The organism is bacterium (Candidatus Blackallbacteria) CG13_big_fil_rev_8_21_14_2_50_49_14, assembly GCA_002783405.1.
GTDB lineage: Bacteria > Cyanobacteriota > Sericytochromatia > UBA7694 > UBA7694.
Genome location: PFGG01000024.1, coordinates 1 through 25,997 on the forward strand (window position 1 = coordinate 1; position 25,997 = coordinate 25,997).

The 25,997-nt window shown below is 48.5% G+C and carries 20 protein-coding genes; 12 read left to right on the plus strand and 8 right to left on the minus strand.

Annotated features, from left to right (window positions below):
* Positions 1–203 precede the first annotated feature (203 nt).
* The 5 genes from COW20_05380 (at position 204) to COW20_05400 (ending at position 6,362) form a co-directional block, all read left to right on the plus strand.
* Positions 204–809: a hypothetical protein gene (locus COW20_05380; protein PIW49547.1), complete on the plus strand. Its 606-nt coding sequence runs from the start codon at positions 204–206 to the stop codon at positions 807–809.
* Between the two features lie 21 nt (positions 810–830).
* Positions 831–1,595: a hypothetical protein gene (locus COW20_05385; GenBank protein PIW49548.1), complete on the plus strand. Its 765-nt coding sequence runs from the start codon at positions 831–833 to the stop codon at positions 1,593–1,595.
* 112 nt (positions 1,596–1,707) lie between these two features.
* Positions 1,708–3,654, plus strand: a complete 1,947-nt coding sequence (locus COW20_05390; GenBank protein PIW49549.1) for a hypothetical protein — start codon at positions 1,708–1,710, stop codon at positions 3,652–3,654.
* A 34-nt stretch (positions 3,655–3,688) separates the two neighbouring features.
* Positions 3,689–5,668 (plus strand): hypothetical protein, encoded by a 1,980-nt coding sequence (locus COW20_05395; GenBank protein PIW49550.1) that lies wholly within the window; start codon positions 3,689–3,691, stop codon positions 5,666–5,668.
* A gap of 4 nt (positions 5,669–5,672) precedes the next feature.
* A complete protein-coding gene (locus COW20_05400) occupies positions 5,673–6,362 on the plus strand; it encodes a hypothetical protein (GenBank protein ID PIW49551.1) in 690 nt (229 codons plus the stop codon).
* Here the strand turns inward: COW20_05400 and COW20_05405 are convergent.
* From COW20_05405 to COW20_05420, 4 genes are all read right to left on the minus strand, one after another.
* Positions 6,355–8,229 (minus strand): hypothetical protein, encoded by a 1,875-nt coding sequence (locus COW20_05405; GenBank protein ID PIW49552.1) that lies wholly within the window; start codon positions 8,227–8,229, stop codon positions 6,355–6,357. The genes COW20_05400 and COW20_05405 overlap by 8 nt on opposite strands.
* Entirely contained in the window at positions 8,226–10,163 is a 1,938-nt protein-coding gene (locus COW20_05410) for a hypothetical protein (GenBank protein ID PIW49553.1), read from the minus strand. Before COW20_05410 ends, COW20_05405 begins: the two co-directional genes overlap by 4 nt.
* An 86-nt stretch (positions 10,164–10,249) precedes the next feature.
* Complete coding sequence (locus COW20_05415; protein ID PIW49554.1) at positions 10,250–11,056, minus strand: hypothetical protein; 807 nt, start codon at positions 11,054–11,056, stop codon at positions 10,250–10,252.
* Between the two features lie 5 nt (positions 11,057–11,061).
* Positions 11,062–13,071 carry a cell division protein FtsH gene (locus COW20_05420; GenBank protein ID PIW49572.1) on the minus strand — a complete coding sequence of 670 codons (2,010 nt, stop codon included), beginning with the start codon at positions 13,069–13,071 and terminating at the stop codon, positions 11,062–11,064.
* 203 nt (positions 13,072–13,274) lie between these two features.
* Between COW20_05420 and murQ the strand changes: the two genes are divergently transcribed.
* Together murQ and COW20_05430 are read left to right on the plus strand one after the other, a co-directional pair.
* Positions 13,275–14,177: an N-acetylmuramic acid 6-phosphate etherase gene (gene murQ / locus COW20_05425; GenBank protein PIW49555.1), complete on the plus strand. Its 903-nt coding sequence runs from the start codon at positions 13,275–13,277 to the stop codon at positions 14,175–14,177.
* On the plus strand, positions 14,174–14,857 hold the full coding sequence (locus COW20_05430; GenBank protein ID PIW49556.1) for a hypothetical protein: 684 nt from the start codon (positions 14,174–14,176) through the stop codon (positions 14,855–14,857). The genes murQ and COW20_05430 overlap by 4 nt, the downstream gene beginning before the upstream one ends.
* Here the strand turns inward: COW20_05430 and COW20_05435 are convergent.
* Positions 14,841–15,137 carry a hypothetical protein gene (locus COW20_05435; protein ID PIW49557.1) on the minus strand — a complete coding sequence of 99 codons (297 nt, stop codon included), beginning with the start codon at positions 15,135–15,137 and terminating at the stop codon, positions 14,841–14,843. The genes COW20_05430 and COW20_05435 overlap by 17 nt on opposite strands.
* Before the next feature lie 195 nt (positions 15,138–15,332).
* Here COW20_05435 and COW20_05440 point away from each other — a divergent pair, with 195 nt between their 5' ends.
* A complete protein-coding gene (locus COW20_05440) occupies positions 15,333–15,734 on the plus strand; it encodes an ArsR family transcriptional regulator (GenBank protein PIW49558.1) in 402 nt (133 codons plus the stop codon).
* Positions 15,731–16,129 (plus strand): hypothetical protein, encoded by a 399-nt coding sequence (locus COW20_05445; protein ID PIW49559.1) that lies wholly within the window; start codon positions 15,731–15,733, stop codon positions 16,127–16,129. The genes COW20_05440 and COW20_05445 overlap by 4 nt, the downstream gene beginning before the upstream one ends.
* Here the strand turns inward: COW20_05445 and COW20_05450 are convergent.
* From COW20_05450 to COW20_05460, 3 genes are read right to left on the minus strand one after another with little or no spacing between them, the layout of a single operon-like run.
* Positions 16,126–17,553, minus strand: a complete 1,428-nt coding sequence (locus COW20_05450) for a hypothetical protein (protein PIW49560.1) — start codon at positions 17,551–17,553, stop codon at positions 16,126–16,128. The two genes, COW20_05445 and COW20_05450, sit on opposite strands and share 4 nt — an antisense overlap.
* Positions 17,550–18,653 (minus strand): hypothetical protein, encoded by a 1,104-nt coding sequence (locus COW20_05455; GenBank protein PIW49561.1) that lies wholly within the window; start codon positions 18,651–18,653, stop codon positions 17,550–17,552. Before COW20_05455 ends, COW20_05450 begins: the two co-directional genes overlap by 4 nt.
* Positions 18,643–19,104: a hypothetical protein gene (locus COW20_05460; protein PIW49562.1), complete on the minus strand. Its 462-nt coding sequence runs from the start codon at positions 19,102–19,104 to the stop codon at positions 18,643–18,645. Before COW20_05460 ends, COW20_05455 begins: the two co-directional genes overlap by 11 nt.
* Before the next feature lie 246 nt (positions 19,105–19,350).
* On the opposite strand from COW20_05460, the gene COW20_05465 reads away from it, so the two are divergent.
* Genes COW20_05465 through COW20_05475 form a run of 3 tightly spaced genes read left to right on the plus strand, consistent with a single transcriptional unit; the run spans position 19,351 to position 25,960 of the window.
* Complete coding sequence (locus COW20_05465; GenBank protein PIW49563.1) at positions 19,351–21,492, plus strand: hypothetical protein; 2,142 nt, start codon at positions 19,351–19,353, stop codon at positions 21,490–21,492.
* A 5-nt stretch (positions 21,493–21,497) separates the two neighbouring features.
* Positions 21,498–22,715 (plus strand): hypothetical protein, encoded by a 1,218-nt coding sequence (locus COW20_05470; GenBank protein PIW49564.1) that lies wholly within the window; start codon positions 21,498–21,500, stop codon positions 22,713–22,715.
* Entirely contained in the window at positions 22,712–25,960 is a 3,249-nt protein-coding gene (locus COW20_05475; protein PIW49565.1) for an AcrB/AcrD/AcrF family protein, read from the plus strand. The genes COW20_05470 and COW20_05475 overlap by 4 nt, the downstream gene beginning before the upstream one ends.
* The last annotated feature ends 37 nt before the right edge of the window (positions 25,961–25,997 follow it).

The window sequence follows — 25,997 nt, forward strand, 5'->3', positions numbered from 1 at the left end:
CCTCTGTTCTTGCTTTTCTCAACTGAACTCAAAAATTCAGTCTTTCATTCTGAAGCACTGGCTTTGGTTTTGATTGCTTGACAGATTTGCTTTATTTCAATTATAGTTAGACCATAAAGGTGTAATTTTTTTTGTTCAAGAACGCCAGTAATGAGAAGTTTCTGAACAGTTTTCAAATCTAATCTTGGATATAGGGTATACTCATGTCTATTCGCATGCGAATTTTTAGACAAAGTCAAAAAGGTTTTACCATATTAGAACTTTTAATGGCTTTGGTTATTTTTATCATGGTTACCGCAGGGATTCAGCTGTTTGTAATTTCAGCGATGACCTCGATGAGCCGTCAAACCAAGGCTGAAATTGCAGAAGATTTGGGCGAGATGGTCAGCACCCAGGTCGCAAGAAGTTCTACTAATTTTCAAGTGTTGGATGATATCGTGGGCTTAAATCGTGCTGCTTATACCGCAGCACCCCTTGCTCTGACGCTGTATTCAAATGCAAACCCCAATGTAAATCCGTTGAACCCGAACAGTAATACTACTGTTTCTGGGCTTTTCGGTACCCAGGGCCTGAGCAATATTGACGCCCAGGCGAAAAAATTACCTTGGGTAGAAATCAAGCTCTTTGCAAAACCGATGCCGGCTGAGCAGGAAATTCCTTTTACCAACCCTACTCAATACATTACGGTTCCCTCTTTAACTCAAATTGAAGTTTCAACGGAAGTCAGTTGGAAAAATCCTGCCAGTACCAAGGTGCGCACACGCACGTTTACACGCGTTTTAAGCAAAGACTTTTCTTCATATCCTTAGCTGATAGGAAACAATTTAAGCATGGTTTTTTTGAGAAAATTCAAAACGAAATCCCAGCAGCGATTTCAAAAAGGTTTGACTTTGGTTGAACTGATGGTGGTGATGGGTTTGATGAGCATTGTGATTGTTGCAATTACCAAGTTGATGTTCTCTTTTACCACCAAAATGAATCAACAAAATTTAAGTATGCAAGTTCGAGAAGAGCTGCGCAATACCCTGCGCGGTTTGGAAAAAGAATTGCGTAATGGCAGTGGCGTGATCGCCTCTTGCAGTTCCTCACGCTGTGGTGGCCAAACCTATAACAGCGGAGCTGATGTTTTGGTGATTGCACAACCCATTTACAATCCTGACGCAACACCTAAATCTCTCAACCCCTATGGCACGGGGGGCAATGAAATGGATTTTGATGTTGTTGTTTTTGAAAAAATCACCGACAATACCAAAATTCCACCTGTCAAAAATCTGGTCATGAGTCGTTTTCCTGGAACCGGAAGTGCTCAGGTGCCTCTCAATAAACAAGTGAGGTACAGAGGGCTTTCCGATATCAATACAGGTTTGCATGGCAAAGCAGGAACCTCTGCCTATGAGCGTTTTTCCTATTACAATAGCAATGGCAATAAAATTACAAGTGCGCTCAGCTGTCCTGCGGTGCCTGAGACGCCGTCTAAATGTCCCCGTGTGGTTGAAATTCAACTTTGTGGCTTAAAAACCTACGGGGCCCATAACCTTGTGGAATGCAAAATGGTAGACACCCGTTTTCTTTGGCAAAGTTATTTTTCCTTATAAGATTAATTTTGTGTAAAGACTCTGTTTAAAGGCGCTACCTGCCTGCTCTTTTTTGGGATAAGGCATAAGGTATGATCTGTGAACAGGGAGGCCTCCTGCTATTCGTCTTGGAATGATGTATCTGCGTGGCAAAGATTTTGATCAAAGCAAAGTCATTGCTCCGCTTGCCTTTGGCTATCTTTCTGCCTATCTGCGTGAATATCTCAACTTTAGCGATATTGTGTTGACGATTGATAATCCAGACGCGCTTTTGGCTCAAAATCCACAGATTATTGGAATTTCTTCCTTTACCGAAACCTTTGAAGATGTTATTCGCCACGCCCGTTATTTTAAACGGGTAGCTCCTGAAATCCCGATTATTTTGGGCGGGGAGCATATTTCTGCTTTGCCTGAAAGTTTACCAGAGGCTGTGGATATTGGCATTTTGGGGGAGGGTGAAGAAACCCTGACGGAAGTTATGGATCTCTATTTGCGCAAAGAAGCCACTCCTGAAAATCTGGCCAAGGTCAACGGGCTGGTGTTCTGGAATCAGGGGCAACGGGTCATGAGCCCTGCCCGTGCCTGGATTGCGGATCTGGATAAAATCCCTGCCCCTGATCGCTTTCTTTTGCATGAAACCAATTCCAATTGGCAACAGGCGATCTTTACGGCCCGTGGCTGCCCTTATAAATGCACCTTTTGTGCCTCTACCCGTTTTTGGCAAAAAACACGCTATCATTCAGTCGATCGTGTGATTGAAGAGATTGAGTATATCCGCAGGCATTTTCCCAATCAGGCGCTGATCGCGATCAATGACGATTTGTTTCCCTTGAATAAAAAGCGTCTGAAACAAATGGTGGAAGCTATTCGTGCCCGTGGAATTCACCGTCAGGTGGGTTTTGTGCTCAATGCCCGTGCCAGTGTTTTTGATGAAGAAATTGCGCAATTGGTGCAGGCCATGAGTGGTCAGGTGGTGGGGTTTGGGTTTGAATCTGCCAGTGACCATGTTTTGACTTCTATCAAAGGCAAGACCTCGGCCCGTGAAAACTTAAAAGCCTTGGAACTGTGTGAAAAATACGGTTTGGCCGTGGTTGGGAACTTTATGGCGGGTGGCCCCGATGAAAGCCTTGAAGACATGGCCAAGACCTGGTGGTTTATTGAAAAAAACAAGCATCGGATTTGGCATCCTTCTGTGGGACTGGCAACGCCCTATCCGGGTACTGAATTCTGGCAGAAAGCTGAAACCATGGGGCTGATTACACCTGCGTTTGAGCGCTGGAATGTATTGGATCTGGGGTTTCGTTATGAAGATTCAGTTTATATGAATTCCCAGGTGACGCGGGAAGAATTTGTTCCTATTTATGAGCAATTCAGGCAATTCCAGGCCCGTGGTGATCTCAGCCGGGAACAGTTTGCCCAGTTTCGCGTACGTCAGCGCTATCTTGAACAGGTGTTTGAAGCACTGGCTCAGGATTATCAGGGTGTTGAGTCGATTTTGGAAATAGGCATTGAGCGCTCTCCTTTGCATGAAGCGCTGCCTGAGACAGCCATCAGCTATCTCTCACCCCTTAAAGGAGAATTGAAACTTGAGACTTTGCAGAAAAAAAACTTTTCTCTGATCGTATTGGTACATGCCCTTGAAAAACTGCGGGATCCGCTTAAAGCTCTTGAAGCGCTCAAACCCCTGCTCGCACAGGACGGTGAGTTGGTTTGCCTGTGTTACCATGCAGGCCATCTTTCGCTTTTGGTGGATTTACTCAAAGGGCGTTGGGAACCTCAACTTTTTGCAGTTCATCATCCTGCTGCCCTGCGCTTTTTTGCAGCTCAAAATCTTTCAGATTTATTCGAGGCCGCAGACCTGTCACTGGTTCAACAGGAGTATTTCAAATTTCCAGATCCGAAGCTTCAAGATGCGGCTCGACAGCTCAACGAATTACTGGCCCCCGTACTTGCGAACTCGAAGGCCGCTCAAACCTGGGATTGTTTCAGTCTTGTCTTGAAAGCTCGTCATCCACAGGCAGTTTCTTCTCAGCGTCCTGAAGCGCGAATGACGGAACTGGCTCTTCCCCAGGGCCGATAACTCTGTGGTATATTAAGCGCAGGGTATTTAACGCATGAAACTTGCCTTTTTTCCTCTTTTTCATCCTTCCAGCTTTGATGGCAAAGGTTTCCAAGGTACAGGCATTGATTTCATGTCGGCCTATTATCTGACAGGCCTTTTGCCTTTCCTTGAAAAACATTTTCCTGATTTACAGACCTGCGTTGAAATTACGTTGCCGCGTATATTGTTGCAACGCCCTGATCTGGTGGTGATTTGGAGCAGTACACCGTCCTTTGAACAGGTTGAAACGGTGGCTGAAGTGATTAAACAGAATTTAGAAATTCCAATTTTATTGGCGGGCCCACATATTTCACATTTGCCCACAGCTTTGCCTGCCCATGTCGATATTGGTATTTTGGGTGAACCTGAAATCCCGCTGCACCAGCTATTGGGCATCTTCAGCAAGGATTTGCAAGCCGGGCCCATGAAATATGGCAAAGTACCCGGTTTGATTTACCAGAGCCGGGGGCGTATTTATTCAGGTTCTCCAGCTAAAAGTATTCAACAGATTGATCAGTTGCCCATGCCCCGGCACAGTTTATTGCACTCCCTGCCAGGCCGTTCGATCCCCTTGGTTTCTGTTTCTCGCGGCCCGCACTCTTTGATGGGCTTGCTGACCCAACCGCCTTCAGGGCGTGTGCGTTTTTTCTCTCCTGAGCGCACAGTGGCCGAGATTGCGCAGATTGCAGCAGATTATCGACAGCTCTATAGCAAGTGGCCCGTGCCTGCGGAAATGCTGGCTTATATTTTTCCGGTTTATATTGCCGATGAACTTTTTCTGGCTCAGCCTGAACGCTTTCAGGCGATTTGTGAGGGAATTCTTGCGCAAAACCTGCACAAATCGGTTTTCTTTATGGTGAATGCCTACCCGTCACAATTGAATCCAGAAACTTGTCGTTGGTTGCAATTGATCAATACCCGTAAAATCATTTTGACTTTCCCCAGTTTTTCGACCCGCGAAGCGCCTTGGATGCCGGCTTGTTCTGCGGAACTCTTAACCCGGACTTTGGATGTCTGTGAGCAGTACCGTCTGGGTGTGATTGGCAATTTCTTGCTCAATCCCCTGGCCGAAACCACCCGTCGTGAAATGGCCCATACCTATTGGACACTCTGGGAAAACAGACGTCGTTTTGATAAATTGAAAGCCTTTTATCTGCCTCCGATGCCCGGCACCCCCCTTTGGGAACAATACCAACAGCAGTACAAACTCAAAGCTGAAGATTTGGAGCGTCTACCCTGGCAGCAATTTGATCCTGAGCGGTTTACCCCCACTGTTCCGCTGGTCAACCGCACGGTGGATGCTGAGAGTTTTGCCTCAATCATGAAGGGCTTTCAAGTTTTGGCTGCCGATGATGGCGGGGTTCCAGATCAGGAAAAAGCCCCCATGAAACAGGATCAGGCCTACCAAATGCAGTTACAGTCTGCAAAGGCTTTACAAAAAAAATACTTGCATCCCGGCATGGACGTTTTAGAGGTTATTTTAGACGAGAGTTTTTCGCTCAAACCCTATTTGGCATCTGATTTCTGTGATTTACAGCAATTGAAGGTTGAAGGCGGACAGCTCAAGGGGCCCGCTCCGCGCCCTGTGGATTTGATCATTCTGCGTGGCTCACTGGCGGGTTTACGCGAGCCACAAGCCGCTTTGGTGAGCCTCAGTCAGTCGCTTAAACCCGATGGGCAGATGCTGATCAGTCTGTTAAATGCGCAAAATATTGCCTTTATTCTTTCTGCCTTGAATTGGAGCTTGGAGCGCAGCAGTTATCCCTATAAGCTTTTGCGCTATTATTCTGAAAATACAGCACGTGAGCTGATTCAATCGGCCGGTTTGAAGATTCTGGACTTAGAATATACTATAATGAATAATATCCAGGGTTTTCGGGACTCCGTGGAAGGTTTGTTGAAACGTTTTGAAACCTTCTGGCCCCTTGCTGTAAGCGAAGAACGCCTTTATATTATGGAAATCAGCATGCTGGTAAAGAAAAACAGGAAGTGAACCCATGTACGATCAATACCGTCAACAAATGGCTGAAAAGCTCAAGAGTTTGATTAAACCCGAGCATCAACGGGTTTTGTGTGTGGGAGATCCTCTGGCGCTGATTCAAACACAGATTCAAGAGCAAGGGGGGGAGTTTGTTCTGGTAGAGAGCCTGAACCCCAACTGGCGTGATATCAGCCGTGATCAACCCAAATTGCCTTTGGATTTACCTGAAAAGCATTTTGACCTGCTTTTGGTCTACCATGCGCTTGAACAGGCGATTGACCCAGAACGCTTGATTTTGGAATTGCGCAAATATATGCAGCCTGAAGGCCAGATTTATATTGTGGCCTATAATGTTGGCCATATCTCCACGATTATCAACCTGCTGACAGAAGGCTGGGCCTACCAGGATGATGGCGCTTTGCGCCACAGCCATGTGCGCTATTTTTCCAATGAATCTTTGCGCAAACTGATGGATCAGGTGGGGTTTGAATTTGTAGATGAAGTGGTCTATCAGATTCAGCAATTGCCTGTTTTAACCCGCCAATTGTCGCAGATTATGAAAAACCCCTATCTCAGTATTTTGAGTTTTATTATGATTGGCCGCAAAATCAATAGTTTTCCCTTTATTGATTTTGAAGATGATTCTGAAAAAGAAGCGCCTGTCAAAGCCGATAAAAAATCTGAATCCCCTGCGAGCCCTAATTAAGCTCTGTCTGAGGTGAGTCCGCTAGATAGTAGGTCAATTGACGCAAGCGCCTGAATTGGCTTTGTTCGGATTCAAAACGAGGAATCGTATCAAACAAGGGCTGCATGGTTTTGAACCATTCACAGGCCTTTTCGTATTGCTGTGTTTCCACAAGTAACTCCAAAAACTCCTGATGGGCCTGGGCCTGAAAAAAGTGTTGCCTAAGATAGGTCTGATAGCTTTGCAAGGCTTTTTCCGGTTGGTTTTGTAGGCGTTGAATGCGGGCCAGTTCAAAACCTACACTGCCAAATTCAGGAAGTAGCGCCAGAGCTTCAGCATATAAAACCTCGGCTTGGTTTAAACCGAAGCTGGATTGGCTCAGGATGCGAGCCTGTAAAACCTTGTGGTTCCAAAGCAAAAGGTTTTTCAAGGCCTCAGGTGCCTGTTGCTTTTGATAAATCTGTGCCAAAAGTCTTTGCCAGTGTAAAAAGAAGCTGTTGTGGCCAAAGGGCAAGAGTGCATCTAGCCAGGTGAGCAGCAGTGTGGGGTTGAATTTAGCTAAATTCAGCAGTTGGACGGCTCCCTGGCTATAGGCCAAGGCCCTCTGAAAATCGCCTCTCAAAAAACAATACCAGGCAGCATTGGTCAAGATCAGGGGGTGATGCGGTGTTTGAAACAAACGGGCAAAAATTTGTTCCGCGCTGATTTCAGAGCGATAGCCCGAGGGCTCAGGGTTGAATTCATAATCGGTCAGGCAGGCCGCCATGGCATTGAGTGCTTCCGGAGAGGAGGTCTCGCTTTGCCATTGCATGATTTCACGTACGGCGACTTCTCTGGCGCGATCCAGGAGCAGATGGTAGGTCTGACGTATTCTCAGCAGGGCACGCTGGCTAACGGCCTGTTGTTGAGTGCGGCGAATTCTTCGCGGGAGCTTGAGTATTTCAGGCAGGCGTTTGAGTAGTTTTTCGAACTGATGAGCCGCCGTTTGGGTTTTGACAGCCCTTAAGGCAAAGTCTGCAATTTTTTGGAGCGCTTGTGGGTTTTCTAAATAACTTTCAATCTGTGCTTCAAAATTTTCGCTGTTGTAGAGAATACAGCCTTGATCGGGGGGCAGATAGTCTCGGATTTCAAGATTGCTTTCTTCCATCAAAACAACGGCACCACAGCTTGAGGCCTCAAATGCTCTCAGGTTCATTTCGCTGCGAACACTGTAGTTAAATATCAGTTTGCTTTGATTGAGGATTTTACGAAAATCTTCGCCATAGCGATGGGTATCGATCAAAATTTTATAGCGCTTGCTGAGTTTGAGCAGACGCTGAAGATAGACTTCACGCATGGGATGCAGAGAAAAATTGAGGCTACCCAGATAGGTGACATCATACATTCTTTCAAGTGGCGGAGACTCCAAATAGGTGCGCTCTGGGTAAAGTGCATAACTGGGCCAATACGTGCAGTGGCTATGCCCCGCTTGATTTAAGATTTTGACCAGAGCCCGGTCACAGAGAATATGATCGAAGGCTTCGACATAGCGTAAAACCACGCTCAGGTTTTCGTGCCAGTCAGAGACCACCAGCAGGGTGGGAATGGGGCATTCTGCAATATCGAGCGGCACGGGTGCGTAAAGGCCCCACCAGATCAAAAGCTCGGGTGGACTTTGGGGGGGAAATTGGGCCAGGAGAGACTGGATATTGCTCTGGGCATAGTCATAATTGAGAAGCCGCCCGGTGGAGGGAAACTGATCCGTAACCATATCGTAACCTGGGGGCATATCCGACCATTTGATGCCATTCATGACAAAAACATAAATATTGGGATCAAAGAGGTAATCGCCCAATAATTGGGGGTGGTAGAGCGGGCCGATCAGAGTTTTGAAAGGTGAGGGCATCATTGCTTGCTGGGGGCTTCTACTTGCAATTCATAGGGGGGGCCCTGCCAGTTTTTAAAATAGCGCAGCGGCTGAGCTTTGAGTTGCCAAGGCAAGCCTGAAAGCAAGGCCTGATAAACTTCAGGCAAATTGAAGTCGAGATTTACTTCGAGAGTTTCTTGGTGAAAAGGCAGCACAGGATCCCCCAAAGCGGTCATATAACTGGTTTTAAACAGTGCGGCATTCAAGGCAATGCTTTGACGCAAAAGCTGCTCTGAAAAAGAAGATTGAAGGGGCTGTAAAAATTCAAGCAAAAGGCTTTCCACTTCGCTGTAAAAAGCGTTGAGCTGATTTTCCTGACAGAGTGTAAGCAGCAGGTATTGTTCCGGTGGAACAGGTATTTCCAGCCCAACACGTGTTGGATGACTCATCCAGCAGGTTTCTGTCTGGCCGGCCTGCAGGCCCTGGGCTTTTTCCATAAAAAAGTGCGTGAGCGATGCCAGGCAAGGCCATGTGTGGGGATCTGCTTCCATAAAGCGTTCTATCAGTTGCCGAAAAGGAATTTCTCCGATTTGGTTCAGAAGCAACAGCGGAATTTGCAGGGGTTTGTGAATATAATAGAGAAATTTTGTGAACCAGGCAAAGACACGGGTTTTGAGCCAATCGGCTCGCGGCAGGCTGGCGGTGGCAATCACCATTTCACCCTGTTCAATAATATCGTGCGCATGCAGGCGTTCGGGATGCAGGGTGATCATGGCGGTTTCAATGCCATGGTGTGCCCGGTAGCTGGCTTGGCCCATCTCGGCATTGGGCAGAACCAGGGCATTGTAAAATTGCATGCGACTGTGTTGACCGCTGGCAATGACGGCTTCGACCCCCCGTGTAAACGAGGCATAGGTCTCACCGGGCAATCCCAAAATCATGTCGGTATAGGTCGGCACACCCATGGCCTGAAAACGTTTTTGTAGCTCGAGAAATGTTTGCAGTGAAATATTGTCGCGTTTGATTTGCTTGAGAGTATGGGCGTCCATCGACTGCAAAGAAAGCGTGACTTCGGTATAAATGCCCGCCTTTGCGAAGATTTGGTGAAGTTCCCAGGTGCGTTCGGGTGCGTTTTTAGCGGTCTGCTGATGAAAGGTATGTGGATAGCCTTTGCGTTGAAAAACACTGCCGGCATAGGCTGCGATTTCAAGATCCCGCTTGAGAATGCCAAAATTGGCATCACAGCAGAAAATCATGTCAATTTGGTGATTGCCAAACCATTCCAGGTCACGGTAGAGCATTTCCTGATCAAACTGACTGATTTTGCTCGCAGTGGCTGAACCCCAGTCACAGAAGCTGCATGAAAAAGGGCAGCCCCGATTGGTTTCCCAGGGGGCAATCCAGCGTAAATGGGGATAGGCTCTGAGCAGGGGCAGAAAAACTTCACTGTGATAGGGTGAGGGAATATCTGCCAAAGAGCGCTGACGGGGGGCGGGGGGCTGGTAGATATAGTTTCCCCGGTCGTCGAGATAACTGAGACCCGGTATGTTCTGCCAGTTTTGGATTGAATAATTTTCTAAAATTTGGGTAAATGCGGCTTCACCGGGCCCGTGGCAACAGAGATCGACCCAGGGGTTTTCTCGTAAAAAAGTTTCAGCTTGATCAGGAATTTGCGGGCCGCCAAACAGAATCAAGACTTGTGGATTCTGCAGTTTGAGCATTTGAGCCAGGGCCAGAGAGCGTCGGATATTCCAGACATAAACAGAAAAGCCGACAATCTGTAAATCTTTCAGGCGCGTGGCCAATATTTCAACAGCTTCGGGCAGAAAGAGAGGGGGACAGAATTCAAAGTTTTCTGGTTCTGTCAGATATTTTTGTGCATAGGCCTGAAGCAGGCCTGCAGAATAGGGAAAAAATTGGTGCCCCTGAAAAATTTCGCTGAACTGAACCAGCCCCACCTGAACAGGGCTTTTCATCTTTCATTCCTTTGTCTGCACATGAAGGTATCATACCGGCAGGCTGTATCTGGAGCAAGCTGTAAGTTTTGTGCCAGTCAAGGCACTTAAGAGGCGGATTGACTCTGTTTTACGCTGGCTTCGTGTTTCAGATAGGATTCACGGGCCTCAAGCAGCCCCTCATGCGCTTTAGAAAAGTCTGCGAGCAGACGCTTATAATCGGCATACACCAGCTCAAAATCATGCAAATTGTGATAGCGCTGTTTGATGGTGCTGGCAAGTACCTCGTACTGATCCTCGGATTTGATCGTGCCTGCGGCGGTAAAGCATTGCATGCACTCGTTGGCTTTTTCATTGAGCACATGGCGATCCTTGATCAGTTGATCCCAGGTATCGGCTACCTTTTCTTTGAGGAACTCAAGTTGCTCAAAGGGGTTCATTTCTTCAAAACTTTTTTCAACTGGGCGATAGGTTTCTATCTCCGCCTGTTGGGCTGCTTTTTCTGCCGCCAGAATTTCTTCGGTAATATATTCATGGGGTTCTACGAAAAAGGCGCCACAATCAGGGCAAAAACCATCGTGCCCATCCAGGGGAACAATGTGTTGGCATTCTTGGCAACGAATTTTGAGCTGATCTCGGGGAACATCGGGTGGGGGAGCGCTATTGAGCGGTTTATTCTGAACGATTGGCGTGCTGTGGGCCACGCTTTCTTCTTTGTTGCCGCCTCCAAACAGAGACGAAAACAGGCCGCCGCCCTTTTTCTTTTCCGGCTTGGGCATGGCGCGGTTGGTATTATTGACCGCAGCGCTTTCGTCGACAATATCCAGGGGTTCCACATACATGGCACCACATTCAGGGCAAAAGCCGTCATTTTTTTTTGCGACAAAATTACATTCTTTACAACGGACTGCCATGGAACTTACACCTTTTCAGTTTCTTCGCTGGGTTGGGAATCGTTGGGCAAAACCTCTGTCTGCTCATCAGCACTGACTTGGGTTGCTTCTGCAGATTCTGTATTTTCCTGTTTGACAGGTTCTGTGGGCGGGGTTTCACCGTCTTCTAAAACCTTAACGGTTTTAGCCTGCCAGGAGGCGTATTTGCGCTCAGGTTTAGAGGGGGGCGCTTTGCCTTCTACCTGTTCCAGCAATTCATCCAATTGTGCGTTATCAAGGGTTTCTCGCTCAATCAAAAGACGGGAAATTTCGTGCAGGGCATGTTTGTGGTGCTCCAGCAGATCCTTGGCCCGATCATGGTTTGCATCCAGCAGACGGCGAATTTCGCGATCCACATCGGCAGCAACTTCTTCGCTGTAATTGCGAATATCGCCAAAATCGCGGCCCAAGAAAACCTGTTCGTTTTTCTTGCCTACGGTACGGGGGCCAATTTTTTCGCTCATGCCGTATTCAACGACCATTTTGCGGGCAATTTCAGTGGCCCGTTCAATATCGTTGCGCGCCCCGGTGGTGATTTCTTCTGTGCCAAAAATCATTTCTTCGGCAATTCGGCCACCGAGTAGCATGGCAATTTGATCGTGGAGATAAGACTTGGAGGCTGAAACACGATCTTCGGGCAAGGACATGGTCAGACCCAGGGCCATGCCGCGGGGGATAATCGTGACCTTGTGAATGGGGTCGCAATGCTCCAGAAAACGTCCCACCAGGGTATGTCCCATTTCATGATAGGCCGTGATTTCTTTTTCTTTTTCAGTGATCAGTTTGGTCTTTTTCTCTGGGCCGGCAATGACGCGATCCAGGGCTTCTTCCAGATGCTTCATCTGAATTTCTTTTTGGTTTTCACGGGCTGCCAGCAGCGCGCCTTCATTGGCCAGATTGGAAAGATCTGCACCGGTAAAACCTGGGGTGCGACGGGCCAATACTTCGACTTTCACATTCTTGGCAAGGGGTTTGTTCTTGGTGTGAACCTCAAGAATTTTTTCACGGCCTTCGACATCGGGCCGATCAACAATCACCTGGCGGTCAAAACGGCCGGGACGCAGAAGGGCTGCGTCCAGAATATCCGGGCGGTTGGTTGCTGCAATGACGATCGTGCTGTGATTGTCCTCGAAACCGTCCATTTCAATCAACAACTGGTTGAGAGTCTGTTCACGTTCATCGTGGCCCCCCCCCAGACCGGCGCCACGTTGACGGCCCACGGCATCAATTTCATCGATAAAAATCAGGCAAGGAGCATGTTTCTTGGCCTGCTCAAACAGATCGCGTACCCGTGAGGCACCGACCCCGACAAACATTTCTACAAACTCAGAACCACTGATGCTGAAAAAAGGGACAGAGGCTTCGCCTGCCACAGCTTTGGCAATCAAGGTTTTTCCTGTTCCAGGCGGGCCGACCAAGAGAACGCCTTTGGGGATTTTGGCACCCAAGGCCTGGTATTTGTCGGGGGATTTGAGGAAGTCGACGATTTCTTCGAGTTCCTGTTTGGCCTCATCGGCACCTGCGACATCATCAAAAGTGACTTTGGGGCGGTTTTCCATGACCATTTTGGCCTTGCTCTTACCAAAGGAAAGGGCCTGGCTGCTGCCACTCTGGGCTTGGCGAATCACGAAAATCCACAGCAAGACAATGATCAACAGGGGAATCAGAATGGGAGAGAAGAAAGACAACCACCAATTGCTTTCTGCAGGTTGTTCAACGCGGACTTGAACCCCTTTATCGACCATGCGGGTGACGAGTTGGGGGTCGTTTTTGGGGGTGTAAATTTTCAAACGGGTACTGTCATCCCGCGTGCGTGCCAGGACGACCTGATCCTTGATCAGAACTTCTTCTACCTGACCCTTGTCAATTTTTTGTAGAAACTCTGTATAGCTGATATTCTTTTCACGGTAACTCTGTTTATAAAAAGAACTGGCAAAAACCAGTGTTACCAGAATCAGAAAAATATATAAACCTGCGTTTTTTAAGCCCTTATTCAAAAGATGCACCCCATCCAGATCAGAATCAGTCGGTGGTTTCAGTCAGTCGCTCCGGACAGATGGCGCCAGTTATAAGCAGCCATCACAAGACGGTGAGAGCTTGAACCAGATATACTATAACAAGTTTAAGGCTTGAAAGTTAAGAGTTTCGCTAGAGAGACGCAGCGAGACGATTTAGCGAGAACAGTAAAGGATATGGTGTGATGTCTGAAGTTCTTCCTTTGACTGAACGGGCCAATCCCCGCAGTCAGGCCCTTGATTCTCTGAGTATTGCCGAAATTATTGCGCTAATGCGTGCAGAGGATCAGTCTGTGCTTGCCGCATTTGAACCGGTTTTGAAGCCTTTGGAGCAATTGATTGAAACGGTGGTCGCCTGTTTGCGTGCGGGTGGACGACTGATCTATATGGGCGCAGGCACCAGTGGGCGTTTGGGAGTCTTGGACGCCGCAGAATGTCCGCCTACTTTTCGTACGCCACCGGGTTTGGTGGTGGGATTGATTGCTGGAGGTGAAAAAGCTCTGCAAAATGCTGTGGAAGGCGCAGAAGACAGCCTTGAGGGAGCGCAAGAAGATTTGTTGGCGCTGGCTTTACAGCCTCAAGATATTGTGATTGGAATTGCAGCCAGTGGCAGTACCCCCTATGTTCGAGCGGGTTTGCGTTTCGCACGCGCAGCGGGAGCGCACACCGCTTTGCTCTCGTGTACGTCTCTGCCCACAGAGGATGTGGCGATTGAACACACGCTGATTTTGGCGGTTGGCCCTGAAATTATTACCGGCTCCACCCGTCTAAAAGCGGGAACCGTGACCAAATTGGCCCTGAATATGATATCCACCATTAGCATGATTCAATTGGGCAAAGTCTACGGCCACTATATGGTGGATGTGACCATCAGCAATGCCAAGCTGAAGCGGCGTGCCCAACGCATGATTCAGGAACTGACAGGTTTGGATGAGACAAAGGCCTCAGATTTGCTGGAACAGGCCCAGGGTGAAGTGAAAACGGCCTTGATGATGCATTTGGGGCAGTTTGACGCTGATACTGCGCGTCAGCGGCTGGCTTTGGCCGCTGGTCATTTAAGACGGGCTCTGGAAGGAGCCCCTTCATGAGTATGAAGGGCGGATACGGCCTGATGGTGGATTTGGGCGATGCACCAGCATCTGAAGATCTTGAAAAACTTTACAAGACCCTTTGGCAAAATTCTGATTTGAATGGCCCAGAACAGACCTTTTCAACTTTTGGAACGATCCCCAGAGGGGCCCAGGGGCAATTGCGTCTGGCTTCAGGCTCGGAAATTTCCTTGTATACTCGTTTTGAACAGGACAGTCTGGGCTATCCACCGGGTTGGGAAAGTCCTGTTCTGCTCAGTATTGGCTTGGCAGAGACCGAGCCTGAACTGCCTGAAAACCTTGAACTGCAAAACAGCTTGCAACGGTTTTTAAAAACCATTGCTGAAATTTTACCTTTTCGCATGGCTGTGATGGGGCATAGCAGTCTGTATCATGTGAATGCTGAATTTATGTCTGAAGACTGGCTCGATTTACACCATGAGCTTTTGCTTTCGGTTTGGTTGGAAAAAAAACACCCGCTGCTGAAACGCTTGTCTGCGACTGCTTGGCAGCATTTTCCTTACGCCTGTCTTTTTCCTAGCGATTGGGCCGGCATTCTGAGCACACAGTCGGAGCAGGAAAAGTATTTGCGCTATAAGCAAAATTTATCGAAAGCGTTACATACGCCGAAACTTCAATTAACGTGGGAGTCCTCGGAAAATTTCAGGCCCGAAGATTGATGACTTCCCCGAGCATTTCATCGCCGGTTTTTAAGCTGCGAATGGCAGCCTCTGAAAGGCGTTTAACATTCAATTGAGTGGTGCTTTCTTCTGTTATTTCGGTCGCTTCACCCGTGCTTTGTTCTTCGGCTTGAACGCCCGTGGGGGCTTGTTCGCGAAAAACGGTGCGTCGGGCTTGGAACTCAGGAGTGTTCAGATTGGCGAGATTCTGCGCAGAAGTATTCAGGGCTTGAGAGGCCGCCTGAACCGCTGAAATACTCGCTGAAAAAAACTGACTCATGGTCAAACTCCCTAAGAATTGCTGAAAAGAGGCTGGTACAGATTCAAAGATTTAGATATACTAATTTTAATCTACCCAAGGCTTCTGAAGTCGTTTTATCGCTTTTCCGATAGATAAAGATTATCTTGCGACAGCCATTTGAAACCTTGCTGATCATGATTATACGAAAAAAAGGGTTTAAGAGTAAATACGTCCATGCCAGCACGTCTTTTAGTTACCAAAGAACTCTCTAAATTTTTAGGCGTTCTTTCGCATGCGCACCGCATTCGGATTGTGGAAGAACTGCGCCATGGAGAGCGGGATGTCAATTTTTTAGAAGGTGCTTTGGGGATCAGTCACGCCAGGGTTTCGCAGCACCTGGCTCTGATGCGCTCTCACCGTTTGGTGCTTGAACGCCGTGATGGGCGCCGGGTTTTTTACCGTCTCTCTCAACCTGAATTGGCTGTCTGGCTTTTAGAAGGTCTGCGTTTTATTGAACAAGATATCACCGCAGTCCAAGATATTCGTCAGGCTGTTCAGGAAGTCAAATCGCTTTGGTCTGAAGACCAGACTTTGGCTGAAACAGAGCTGAGTACCGTTCATAAAGAGCCAAAATGAAGCCCTTTTTATTTTTTCGTATTTTTCTTGGCTTTTTCTCTTGTTTGAGCTTGAGCGCTTGTTTGCAGCGTCAGGCCCAACAGACAGATTTGCCACCTTCGGGTGAAATTTATATTCTCAAATCGATTCCCGCAGATTTAAAGTGTGAGTTTATTGCCAAACAGACCCTGACGGATGGAACAGGGTGTGGCCAGCTGACCTCAGGGGTTGCCCCTGCTTACAGTGAGCGTTTGTGGTTTAATTTGCGCAAACGTGCCCGTCAGGAAGGCGCCAATCTGGTGGTCACGCATCAGCTGAGTGCGGGCGAGTCTTTGGAGGGCTGCGCGCGCAATCAGATGGAAGTCAGTTTTTCTTTGTACCGTTGTAAACTCAGGGACATTTCTGCCCATCCTTAGCGCAGACGGTTCAGGATATCCAAGCCCAGGGACTGATAAAGCTTTGCCAGGCGTGTATTCAAATCAAAGCGGGCTGTGATCAGCGAATTCTTGGCCTGAAGCATCGTGATTTGGGCATTGATGACATCCATGCTGATGCCCACTCCCTCACGGTAGCTGACCTGTGCGACACGTAGGTTTTCTTGGGCAACCTGCACGCCAGCTTTTGCCATCAACATGCGTTCGCGGGCTTCCTGAATATCTAAATAGGCCTGTTTGACTTCTACCAGTACTCTTTGGCGCAATTGATCTAAATTGATTTGCGCTTGGGTTGCACTTTCCTGGGCGCGTTGCGCTTTGGCATTGGCGGCCAGACCGTCAAAAATCGGCCAGTTCATGTTCAGGGTATAGTTCATATTCTGAACGTTGTTGGTATTGCCCCCAATTACCTGGTTGTCCTGCAGGCTGTAAACCACTTGGGCAGAAACGGTCGGCCAGATACTGCGCCCCTGAATGGTGGCGTTGAGTTCGCTCATTTCCTTTTGCAAGGCCAGCTGTTTGACTTCAGAGCGGTTGCCCAGTGCCAATTGCAGACTTTCGCTTTCCTGCTTATCCAGATCTACCACCGAAGCCTGTTGATTGAGTTCCATCGGGAAGTCGGCTTCGCGGCCCATGGCCAGATTGAGATTCATTTTTGCTTTTTGATAATTGCCCAGATCTTGGCTCAGGCGTTGCTGAATCTGGATGACCTGACTTTGGGCCTGCAAAATTTCAAGCTTGACCCCTGTGCCCGCTTTGACGCGGGCTTCGGCCAGGCGCACCTGTTCGCGTGCCTGTTCAAGGGATTCTTTGTCAATCTGCACAACTTCCCAGTTTCTGAGTGCGCCGAAATAGGCGTTGGTGACCTGATAGGCGACGTTTTGACGGGCAAGGCGCAGGCTTTCTTCCATCAGGTTGACATTGATCTGGGCCAGACGTACGCCATCGACCACACGAAAACCAGCAAAGAGTAACTGGCTCAAAGTCAAGCGGCTTTGAAAGGTATTCACGCTTGCCAAACCTAAGAAGGCTGCCAATTGGGGATTGCTGCCAAAGCCGCTGCCACCGCTGCCACTGGTATCTGAAGCCGAACCCAAACGAATCGGGTCCTGGCGGCCATAGCTTGCGCTTAAGCTGAGTTGGGGCAGGCCTTGAGCGCTTGTTTCGGTAATTTGCAGGTGTGCGTCTTTGATTTTCTCTTGTGCCATCAAGACGTCATAATGGCCGCCGATGGCGACGTCAATGGCTTCAGTCAGCGTTAAAAAATACTGAGGAGAAGGATTGACCGGCGGCGTGACGGGAGCCAGACTGGGGGTTGGGGCGGGGGTTTCTGCCGAGAATGCAGCGCCAGTGCCTAAACCCAGGCTGGTCATTGCGATTAAACCGAGAAGAGATGCGCGCTTCATTGGAGTTTTGCCGCAACGGTCCAAGGATCCACCGAAACCCCGAGGTGGAAGAAATGGACATTGTTCAGATAATTGGCGCCAGCGCCATACCAGAGTTGGGTATTGTAATTGGCTATGGCATAGATGCCAGGCATGATTTCAAAGCGGCCTTTCAGACCCAAATCACCTGCCAGCAGAAAATCAACAGGACTGCTGCCTGGGCGGTTGCGCACAAAATTGAGGCCCACTGGGTAAATGCTCAAATCGGGAAAAAGCGTCAGGCGATCGTTGATTTTCCAAGCCAGGCTGGCCCGTGCGCCTAAGGAAACCCGATTTTGCTCAAAATCAAGAACACTGCCCGTAAAGGGAACAGGGGTCTGATCCTGACTGCTGCGGTTATCAGGGGATTGATTGTGAAAAAGCAAATCGCCTCCCAGATAGATCTGCAGATTGGGATTGAGATCCTGAATCCAGCCTGTGCCAATTTTAGCTTGCAGGGTATTGACGAAGAAGGCGGGTTGAAAGGGGAAATTGGCCACATTGACAGGCAGTCGGCCCCGGTAGAAGCGTCCCCGAATCGCCAGGGGGTAGAAGAGCAGGAGATCAGTATCCAATCCCATTTCATTCATGGCGGCCCCTTGAATACCCACATTCTGTTCAAACAGCATGGAATAATTCATTTGGTAAAAGAGGGTGAACTGATCTCCAAAAATATGCAGATTATCGGTGGCCTCGGGCTGGCTGTGCGCGGGAGCCAGGCTGGGCTGATAATTTTTGAGGGGTTGGAGATTGATGCGCAGGTTTTGGCTGCTGTTCTGAAAGGGCAGAGCCACAGACTCATAGCCTTCACGGCTGAAAACAAGCACAGAAGGGAAACCGCGCATCAGGCGCAGGCTGAATTTTCCACCCGCCTGACTGAATGCTGCATTCAATGAGTCTTCCTGCTTGATATAGACGTTTTCAAGTGGTTTTCCACTGGCAGCGTCCTGTACCAGGCCTTCAATGCTTACGCCTTGCTCCATGCTGGTCTCTGTGACCGCCGGGTTGGGGGGGAGTTCTGCGGCTGTAGCTGGCAGGCTCAAAAGCAGAGCTAAAACCGTGAGAGAGAGTTTATTCCACATGCTTTAATTTTTCCTTGAACAGGGCGTGAACCTTAAGAAACAAACGACGCTCCTCAGGTTTTAACCCTTTGATAATATTTTTCAGTATGGCATGTCGGCGTTGACGCATGCGCTCGATCAGATTCAATCCGCGCTCACTGATCGTGACATATACCACGCGGCGGTCTTCTTCTGAGCGTTTGCGTTCGACCAGTTTGAGTTTGACGAGACGATCCACCATACCGGTAGAGGCCCCATGGGTCAGATGCATTTGCTGGCTGAGCGCAGACATCGTCGTTTGGCCGTTCATATGCAGGCAATGCAGGAGCCCAAATTGAGGTGGAGTGACCAATTCATTGTCAATGCTTTCTTCCATGATTTGGTTTTTTATAAAATACATCATGCCAATGATGCCTTCATCCATTACCTGAACCAGATGTTCATCTCCCAAATCCATATCTTTTTCAGTCATTCATCGCTTCCGTAGATCTGCTTTTTTTCAATTCAATTTTCCAGGTGAAACAATTTCTTAAGCCTTTTCATTCCTGGATCACACCTGTTTACTTATTTCATCGGTTAGGGTGAAGTTATGTAATTCGCTAACATCATTATATAGAAGTCCTGCTAAAATGGTTACAGTCTAAAATGTTTTTGTGGTAAAAATTTTATATAGTAAAATATTTAGACCTAAAGCTTGACTCCGTAAAAAGGACATTGAATGAACGTAGCAGCCCGCTTTCTTCCCGTTTCTCTGATTTGTTTACTGGGCTTAAGTGCCTGTGATACCCCGCTGGGACTTACTGCCCAATTTTCAGCGGCCCGACAGACAACTTTGCGTGCGACCTTACAGGCTTCAGCCTCTGGGCAGGTTCTGGCTTTGGCGGATCCTTCTGCTTTGCCAGAGGGCCTGAAGCAGGCAAGAGAAATCAAAGCCCTGCTTGATAATAGCAATACGCTTTATCCCGTTACCCGCAATGCCGATGGCTCGCTTTTGATTCCCTTGCCAGCCGGACGTATTCCCGACAGTTCTGGGCGCATTGAGGTGATTTTAACGGATGAAAATCGTCAGACCTATTTCTTAAAAATTGAAACAGGCCCTCTGCTGCGTTTGAGTGATCCTGGCATTCAGGTCTCTCCTGCCCAGGGCATTTTGCCGGGCAGCCGGGTTGCCTTGAGCCTGAACCCGATTGAAAAGACAGCTGATCTCAGTGCTTATTATTTTAACTGGTCTTATGCTGCCGGTGCGCAAGGGCCTTGGGTTGCTCTCAGTGGTTCGGATTCGAGCCTGACCTGGGAGCCCTCCCAGCCGGGCAATTATTATCTGCGGGTTGAAACGGTTGAAAAGCAGTCGAAAACCAGTACGATTTATACCAGTCCTGTGGCCCTTGTCAATGTATTGGATAGCCGCAGGATAGCCGAAACGATTCCTGCTTCTGGCGCCATTCGTCTCGGTCAGCTGATTCAATTAAAGGCTGCTTTGCCTGATGCTGTTACTGCGCAGCGCTATCGCTGGTCTTATAGTCAAAGTCCTGTGGGCCCTTTCTCACCGATTTCCGATGAGGGCGAGCGTATTGATTGGGAGCCCAAGCTGTCGGGAGCCTATTATCTTAGGCTTCAAGTTTTTTCCGCAGACGGGACTTCAGCCACTTATACCTCTTCAGATTCAATGGTGCAGGTTTCTGAGGCCGATGACGCGATTCAGACCGAACCTGCCTCTGGGGCCTTGATCCGGGGAGAAGAAGTACTTCTGAAAGCAAGTATCCCCGGTGAACTTCCTGCCCAGGCCAGTTACCGCTGGTTCTATAGCAACAGTGCCCAGGGGCCTTTCAGCCCTATCAATGGCGAAACCCAGAATGTTCGCTGGAGCCCAGAACAGACGGGTGAATTTTATTTGCGCGTGCGCATGTATGACCCCCAGTCACAACAGGAAAGAACTTTTACCAGTTCAAAGGTTCAAGTCAGTGTGAGAGATTCAGATGATTCTTTTGCACTCTCTCCACAACCCGCGAGCCTGATCCGTGGTCAGGCCGTTCAGATTCAATTAAAACGGCCAGCAACCAACCGTTCGGTTTCCTGGCTTTATGCTTCGACACCGCAGGGCCCTTTTACCTCGATTGCGGGTCAAGGCCCTGAAATCAGCTGGTCGCCCGCCTTGGCTGGCAGTTTTTATCTGCGGGCTGAATTGAGTGGCAATAATCAACCCAAATCGGCTTATACCTCTGCGACGGCTTTGGTGACTGTGGCCGAAGGCAGCAATGTCATTCAGACCGAACCCAACCATTCGATTGGGTTTGGCAATTCGCTTACGCTGACGGCCAATACTCCTCTGAAGGGAGCCGATCTTCGCTATACCTGGTCTTATGGGGTGACCCCTGCGGGACCTTGGCTGCCTGCCCAGAGTTTGTCTGAGGATCCGCAGGCCCGCAGCATTGTTTGGTATCCCCCTCAAAGTGGCAGTTTCTATCTCAAAACAGATGTGGTGGATGCGGCCTCAGGTACGCGCCAGAGCTTTGTGTCTTCCACCAGTTTGGCCTTTGTGACCGACAATCCTGCCTTTTTTCAAACCTCTCCTGCACCTGCCGCGATCGGCACGCAGGGGGCTGTGACGCTTACCACCCGTTTTACGGCTCCCAGTCCTGGTTTTATTTATGCCTGGTCTTACAGTCTGGCGCCGACGGGGCCCTTTACGGCGATAGGGGGAAGTTTGCAACCGCAAATTACCTGGAAACAACCGGGTCTGGCTGGAAATTATTATATTAAATTTGATGCGATTGATACGGTGCTGCACCGAACCCTTTCGTTTACCTCTTCAAATCCCCTGGTTTTTGTTTCTGAGAGCCAGACATCTACGCTAAGGTGATCACTATGTTTTCAAAACGACTGCTTTTATCTTGTTGGGTCTTGATTCTTTTAAGCGTGGGCAGCTGCAAAAAACCTGATGCCGACGCTTCAGGTGAGGCCCGGGCCGAAGTAGGGCAAAGCGAAACCCGCGTCATCAATGTGGGCACCCAGGTGGTCAAAACCCGTGCTTTTGAAGAAAAATTGATTTTGACAGGTGAGGTAGAAGCCTGGAAAAAAGCCACAGTCAGCAGTGAAGTGGCTGGTAAGTTGCAATGGCTGGGTTTGGTTGAAGGAAACGTAGTGGGACAAGGGGCTGTAGTGGCCCGCATCAATGGGCAAGTTTTGGCTGCTCAGAAAGAGCAGGCCCAGGCCAATCTTCAATTGAGCAAGGCCCAGGAACTGTGGCAACTGCGTTCTCAAAACAAGCAAGTGGCCTTGGCTGAAACCAATTATGGCAATTCAGCCGTGCAGTTTCAGCGTCAGAAAAACCTTTTACAGGATCAGGTGGTTTCAAAACAAGCCTATGACAATTCTGAAAACGCGCTGCAAAATGCCCGTCTGCAATTGGATATGCAGCAATTGAGCCGCAAATCTGCTGCAGAATTGAATCGCTTGCAATCGACGGTTGCTGCAGCCAATTTAAGGCTGGCCCAGGTCAATTTAGCAAAAACAGCGGTTACCAGTCCGATCAGTGGCTTTGTGAACAAGGTTTATGTTGAATCTGGAGAATATTTAAACCCCGGTGCGCCGATGGCGGATCTTGTTCAGATTGGCCAGGTAAAAGTGAATATTGGTGTGCCCGAACGCGATATCGCCGCTGTGAAATTAGGCGATCTCGTCAGTATTCATTTTGATGCCTATCCCGATCAGACCTTTACAGGTCCTGTGATTTTTATCGGAGCTGCGGCAGATTCTGCCAATAAGAGTTTTCCTGTCAAGGTGCGTCTGCAAAACCCTGATTTGCGTTTGCGACCCGGCATGATTGCCCGTGTTTCGGTGGTGAAACAACGTGTCGAAGATACCTTGGTCATTCCCTTGGATGCTGTGATTGAACAGGAAAAAGGCAGAATTGTTTTTGTGGAAGTCAATGGCGTTTCGCAACGCCGTGAAATTGAAACCGGTGCCAAATCCGGAACGCAGGTTCGGGTCTTGAAAGGCTTGAAAGCAGGTGAGAAGCTGGTGATTTTCGGGCATCGCAGTTTGATTGGTGGTGAGAAGGTCAAGGTTACTTCTCAGTCATGAAGATTACCAATTGGGCGATACGCAACGCCACTACTGTTTTTATCCTGATTTTTATTACGGTGATGTTGGGGCTAAACTCGTATATGAGCGTTCCCAAAGAGGCGGCTCCGGATGTCAAAATCCCTATTTTGATCGTCACCGTGCCCTATATCGGCGTGGCCTCTCAGGATATTGAAACGCTTGTCACGGTTCCGATTGAAAAGAAGCTCAAGGAATTGAGCAATGTGCGCTCGATTAAATCGACCTCCGCTGAAGGTGCATCGATGACGACCATTGAGTTTGAACCCAATGTGGATCTCGATCAGGCTTTTCAGAAGGTGCGTGACAAGGTGGATTTGGCTAAGCCCGATTTGCCCAAAGATGCCGAAGAACCGATGATCATTGAAATCAATATTTCAGAATTTCCGATTATGTTCGTCAATGTTTCGGGAGAAGCTGGTTTGGTCAAACTGAAACAGATTGCCGATGAATTGGAAGATGAAATTGAGCAGGTTACAGGTGTTTTGGATGTAAACGTGGTGGGGGGCTTGAAGCGTGAAATCAAGGTGATTGTTGATTCGAATCGCCTGGATGCCTATGGCCTGGCTTTTAATGACGTGATCACTGCCATCCAGACTGAGAATGTCAATATCCCAGGGGGCTCAATTCAATTGGGCAATGTGAAATATCTGGTGCGTATTCCCGGTGAGTTTACCTCTGTGCCTGAAATTGAAAATATCGTGGTCAAAACCCCCAAAGGCCAACCCATTTATATGCGCGATATTGCCAAGGTTGTAGATGGCTATAAGGATCGTGAAACCTATGCCCGTTTGAACGGAGAGGAAAGCGTTTCGATCTCTGTTCAGAAGCGGATTGGCGAAAATATTATCCAACTGTCCGATGCGGTCAAAAAGATTGTTGAAAAGAAACAGACCCAGGTTCCCAAGGGCATTCAAATTGTCATAACCTCCGATCAATCCACCTTTGTACGCTCGATCGTCAGCGACCTTGAAAACAATATTATTACAGGTCTGCTGCTGGTTATTCTCGTGCTCTTTTTCGCAATGGGTTTTTCAAACGCGACCTTTGTCAGCTTGGCAATTCCCCTTTCGATGCTGATGACCTTTGTGGTGATTGAAGCCCTGGGACTGACCATGAATATGATCGTGCTTTTCAGTCTGGTGGTTTCGCTGGGGATGATTGTCGACAATGCGATCGTGATTGTGGAAAGCATTTACCGTTTGATGCAGGAAGGGATGGATCGTTTGGCCGCCGCCAAGCAGGCGGCTGAAGAATTGGGTATTCCCATGCTGACGTCTACCTTAACAACGCTTGCTGCCTTTTTCCCGCTTTTGTTCTGGCCTGGTACGATTGGCGATTTTATGAAATATCTGCCGATGGTTTTAATGATTACCCTTTCTGCCTCTCTCTTTGTGGCCACGGTGATCAATCCGGTTTTTGCTGCGCGCTTTATGAAAGTGCGCAAGGGAGACGTGAAAGAAAATCTTGAGCAGCTCTCGCCCTGGATGCAGACTTATAAAAATATTTTGTTGGTGGCTGTGCGCCATAAATACCTGACACTTGGGGTGGGGTTGGTCTTTTTAATCAGCTCCTTTGTGGTCTATGGAAAATTGGGTAAGGGTGCGATTTTCTTTTCCCAGGCTGAACCCTCGAATGCCTTTGTCAGTGTGAAATGCCCTGAAGGAACCCGTGTTGAAGTGACCAATCGGATCGTGGAACAGGTCGAAGCGATTGTCAATAAACACAAAAAAAATATGGATTTCGTGATTGCCAGTGTGGGCTCAGCCAACCAGTCTGAAGGGCCGGGTGGTGGCGGAGGTGAAGGCTCCTATTCGCATTTGGGTCGCGTTTCAATTGATTTTGTCGATTTACAAAAACGTACCCGCTCTTCAAAAGTTGTTTTGGACGAAATTCGTGATGAGCTGAAAACATTGACCGGCGCAGATTTTGAGGTCGGAGAACAGCAACAGGGGCCTCCCACGGGCGCACCCGTATCGATTGATATTTCAGGACCTGATTTTGCTGTGCTTGAACAGCTGCGTCAGGAGGTTCGGGAGATTCTGACCGGGATTCCTGGGGCTGTGGATGTGCGTGATAATTTCAGTACGGGCAAGCCAGAAGTGCAGGTCAATGTGGATCGAGCCAAGGCCTCTTTGGTGAAACTGAGCACTTCCAGTATTGCCAATACGGTACGTACGGCCGTGAATGGTACAGATGCATCGAATTTTCGTGAGCTGGATGAAGAATACGATATTATCGTGCGTTTGGAAGAAGACCAACGCCATTCGATTGAAGATATTGGACGTTTAAAAATTGCCAATAAGGATGGGGATCAGATTCCGATTTCGATGGTCGCGAATATTGATACCACGGGGGGGATTGGCGCGATTCGCCGCAAGGATTCCAACCGCACGGTGACCGTCGAGGCCAATGTACAGGGACGGGTTTCTGGCGAAGTGATTGCCGATGTTGAGAAGATTTTAAAAAAGAAGTCGCTGCCGCCGGGTTATGCCATTAGCTTTGGGGGTGAACAGGAAGACCGCAAGGCCACGGGCGCATTTTTGGGCAAAGCCTTTATGATGGTGCTCTTGATGATCTTTTTGATCATGGTGACTCAATTTAACTCACTTTTACTGCCCTTGATTATTATGAGCACGATTATTCTCTCGGTTGGCGGGGTGCTCTACGGCCTGGTGATTACACAAAGCCCCTTCAGTATTGTTTTGACAGGCTTGGCGGTGGTCAGTCTGGCTGGGGTTGTGGTCAATAACGGGATTATTTTGATTGATTATATCCAGCTTTTGCGCAAAGGGGGACTTTCTGCTCATGAAGCGGTGATTGTCGCGGGTATTACCCGTTTGCGCCCGGTTCTGCTGACCGCAGGTACCACGATTTTAGGTTTGATTCCTACGGCTTTGGGAGTCGGGATTGATTTCCGTACCCTGTCGCTCTCGATTGGGGGAGAGTCTTCTAAACTCTGGTTTTCGATGGCGGTGGGTATTATTTCTGGACTGACCTTTTCAACGGCTTTGACCCTCTTGGTGGTGCCTGCGATGTATATGATTACCGAATCGATGATGGGACGTTTTCACCGTCTACAGGCCTGGTTTGGCAAGCGTTTCCGCCGTAACGCTGAGCCTCGCATGGCGATGGTAGGGGGCAATGCCGTGGATATTCAGAATGTGCATGCTGCGCATGAGGCCATGCGAGATACTGAGCAGGACAAACCTGACGCTGAGTCATGAAGGCTTGCCCGGTTTGCTATGATACGTTATGATAGAT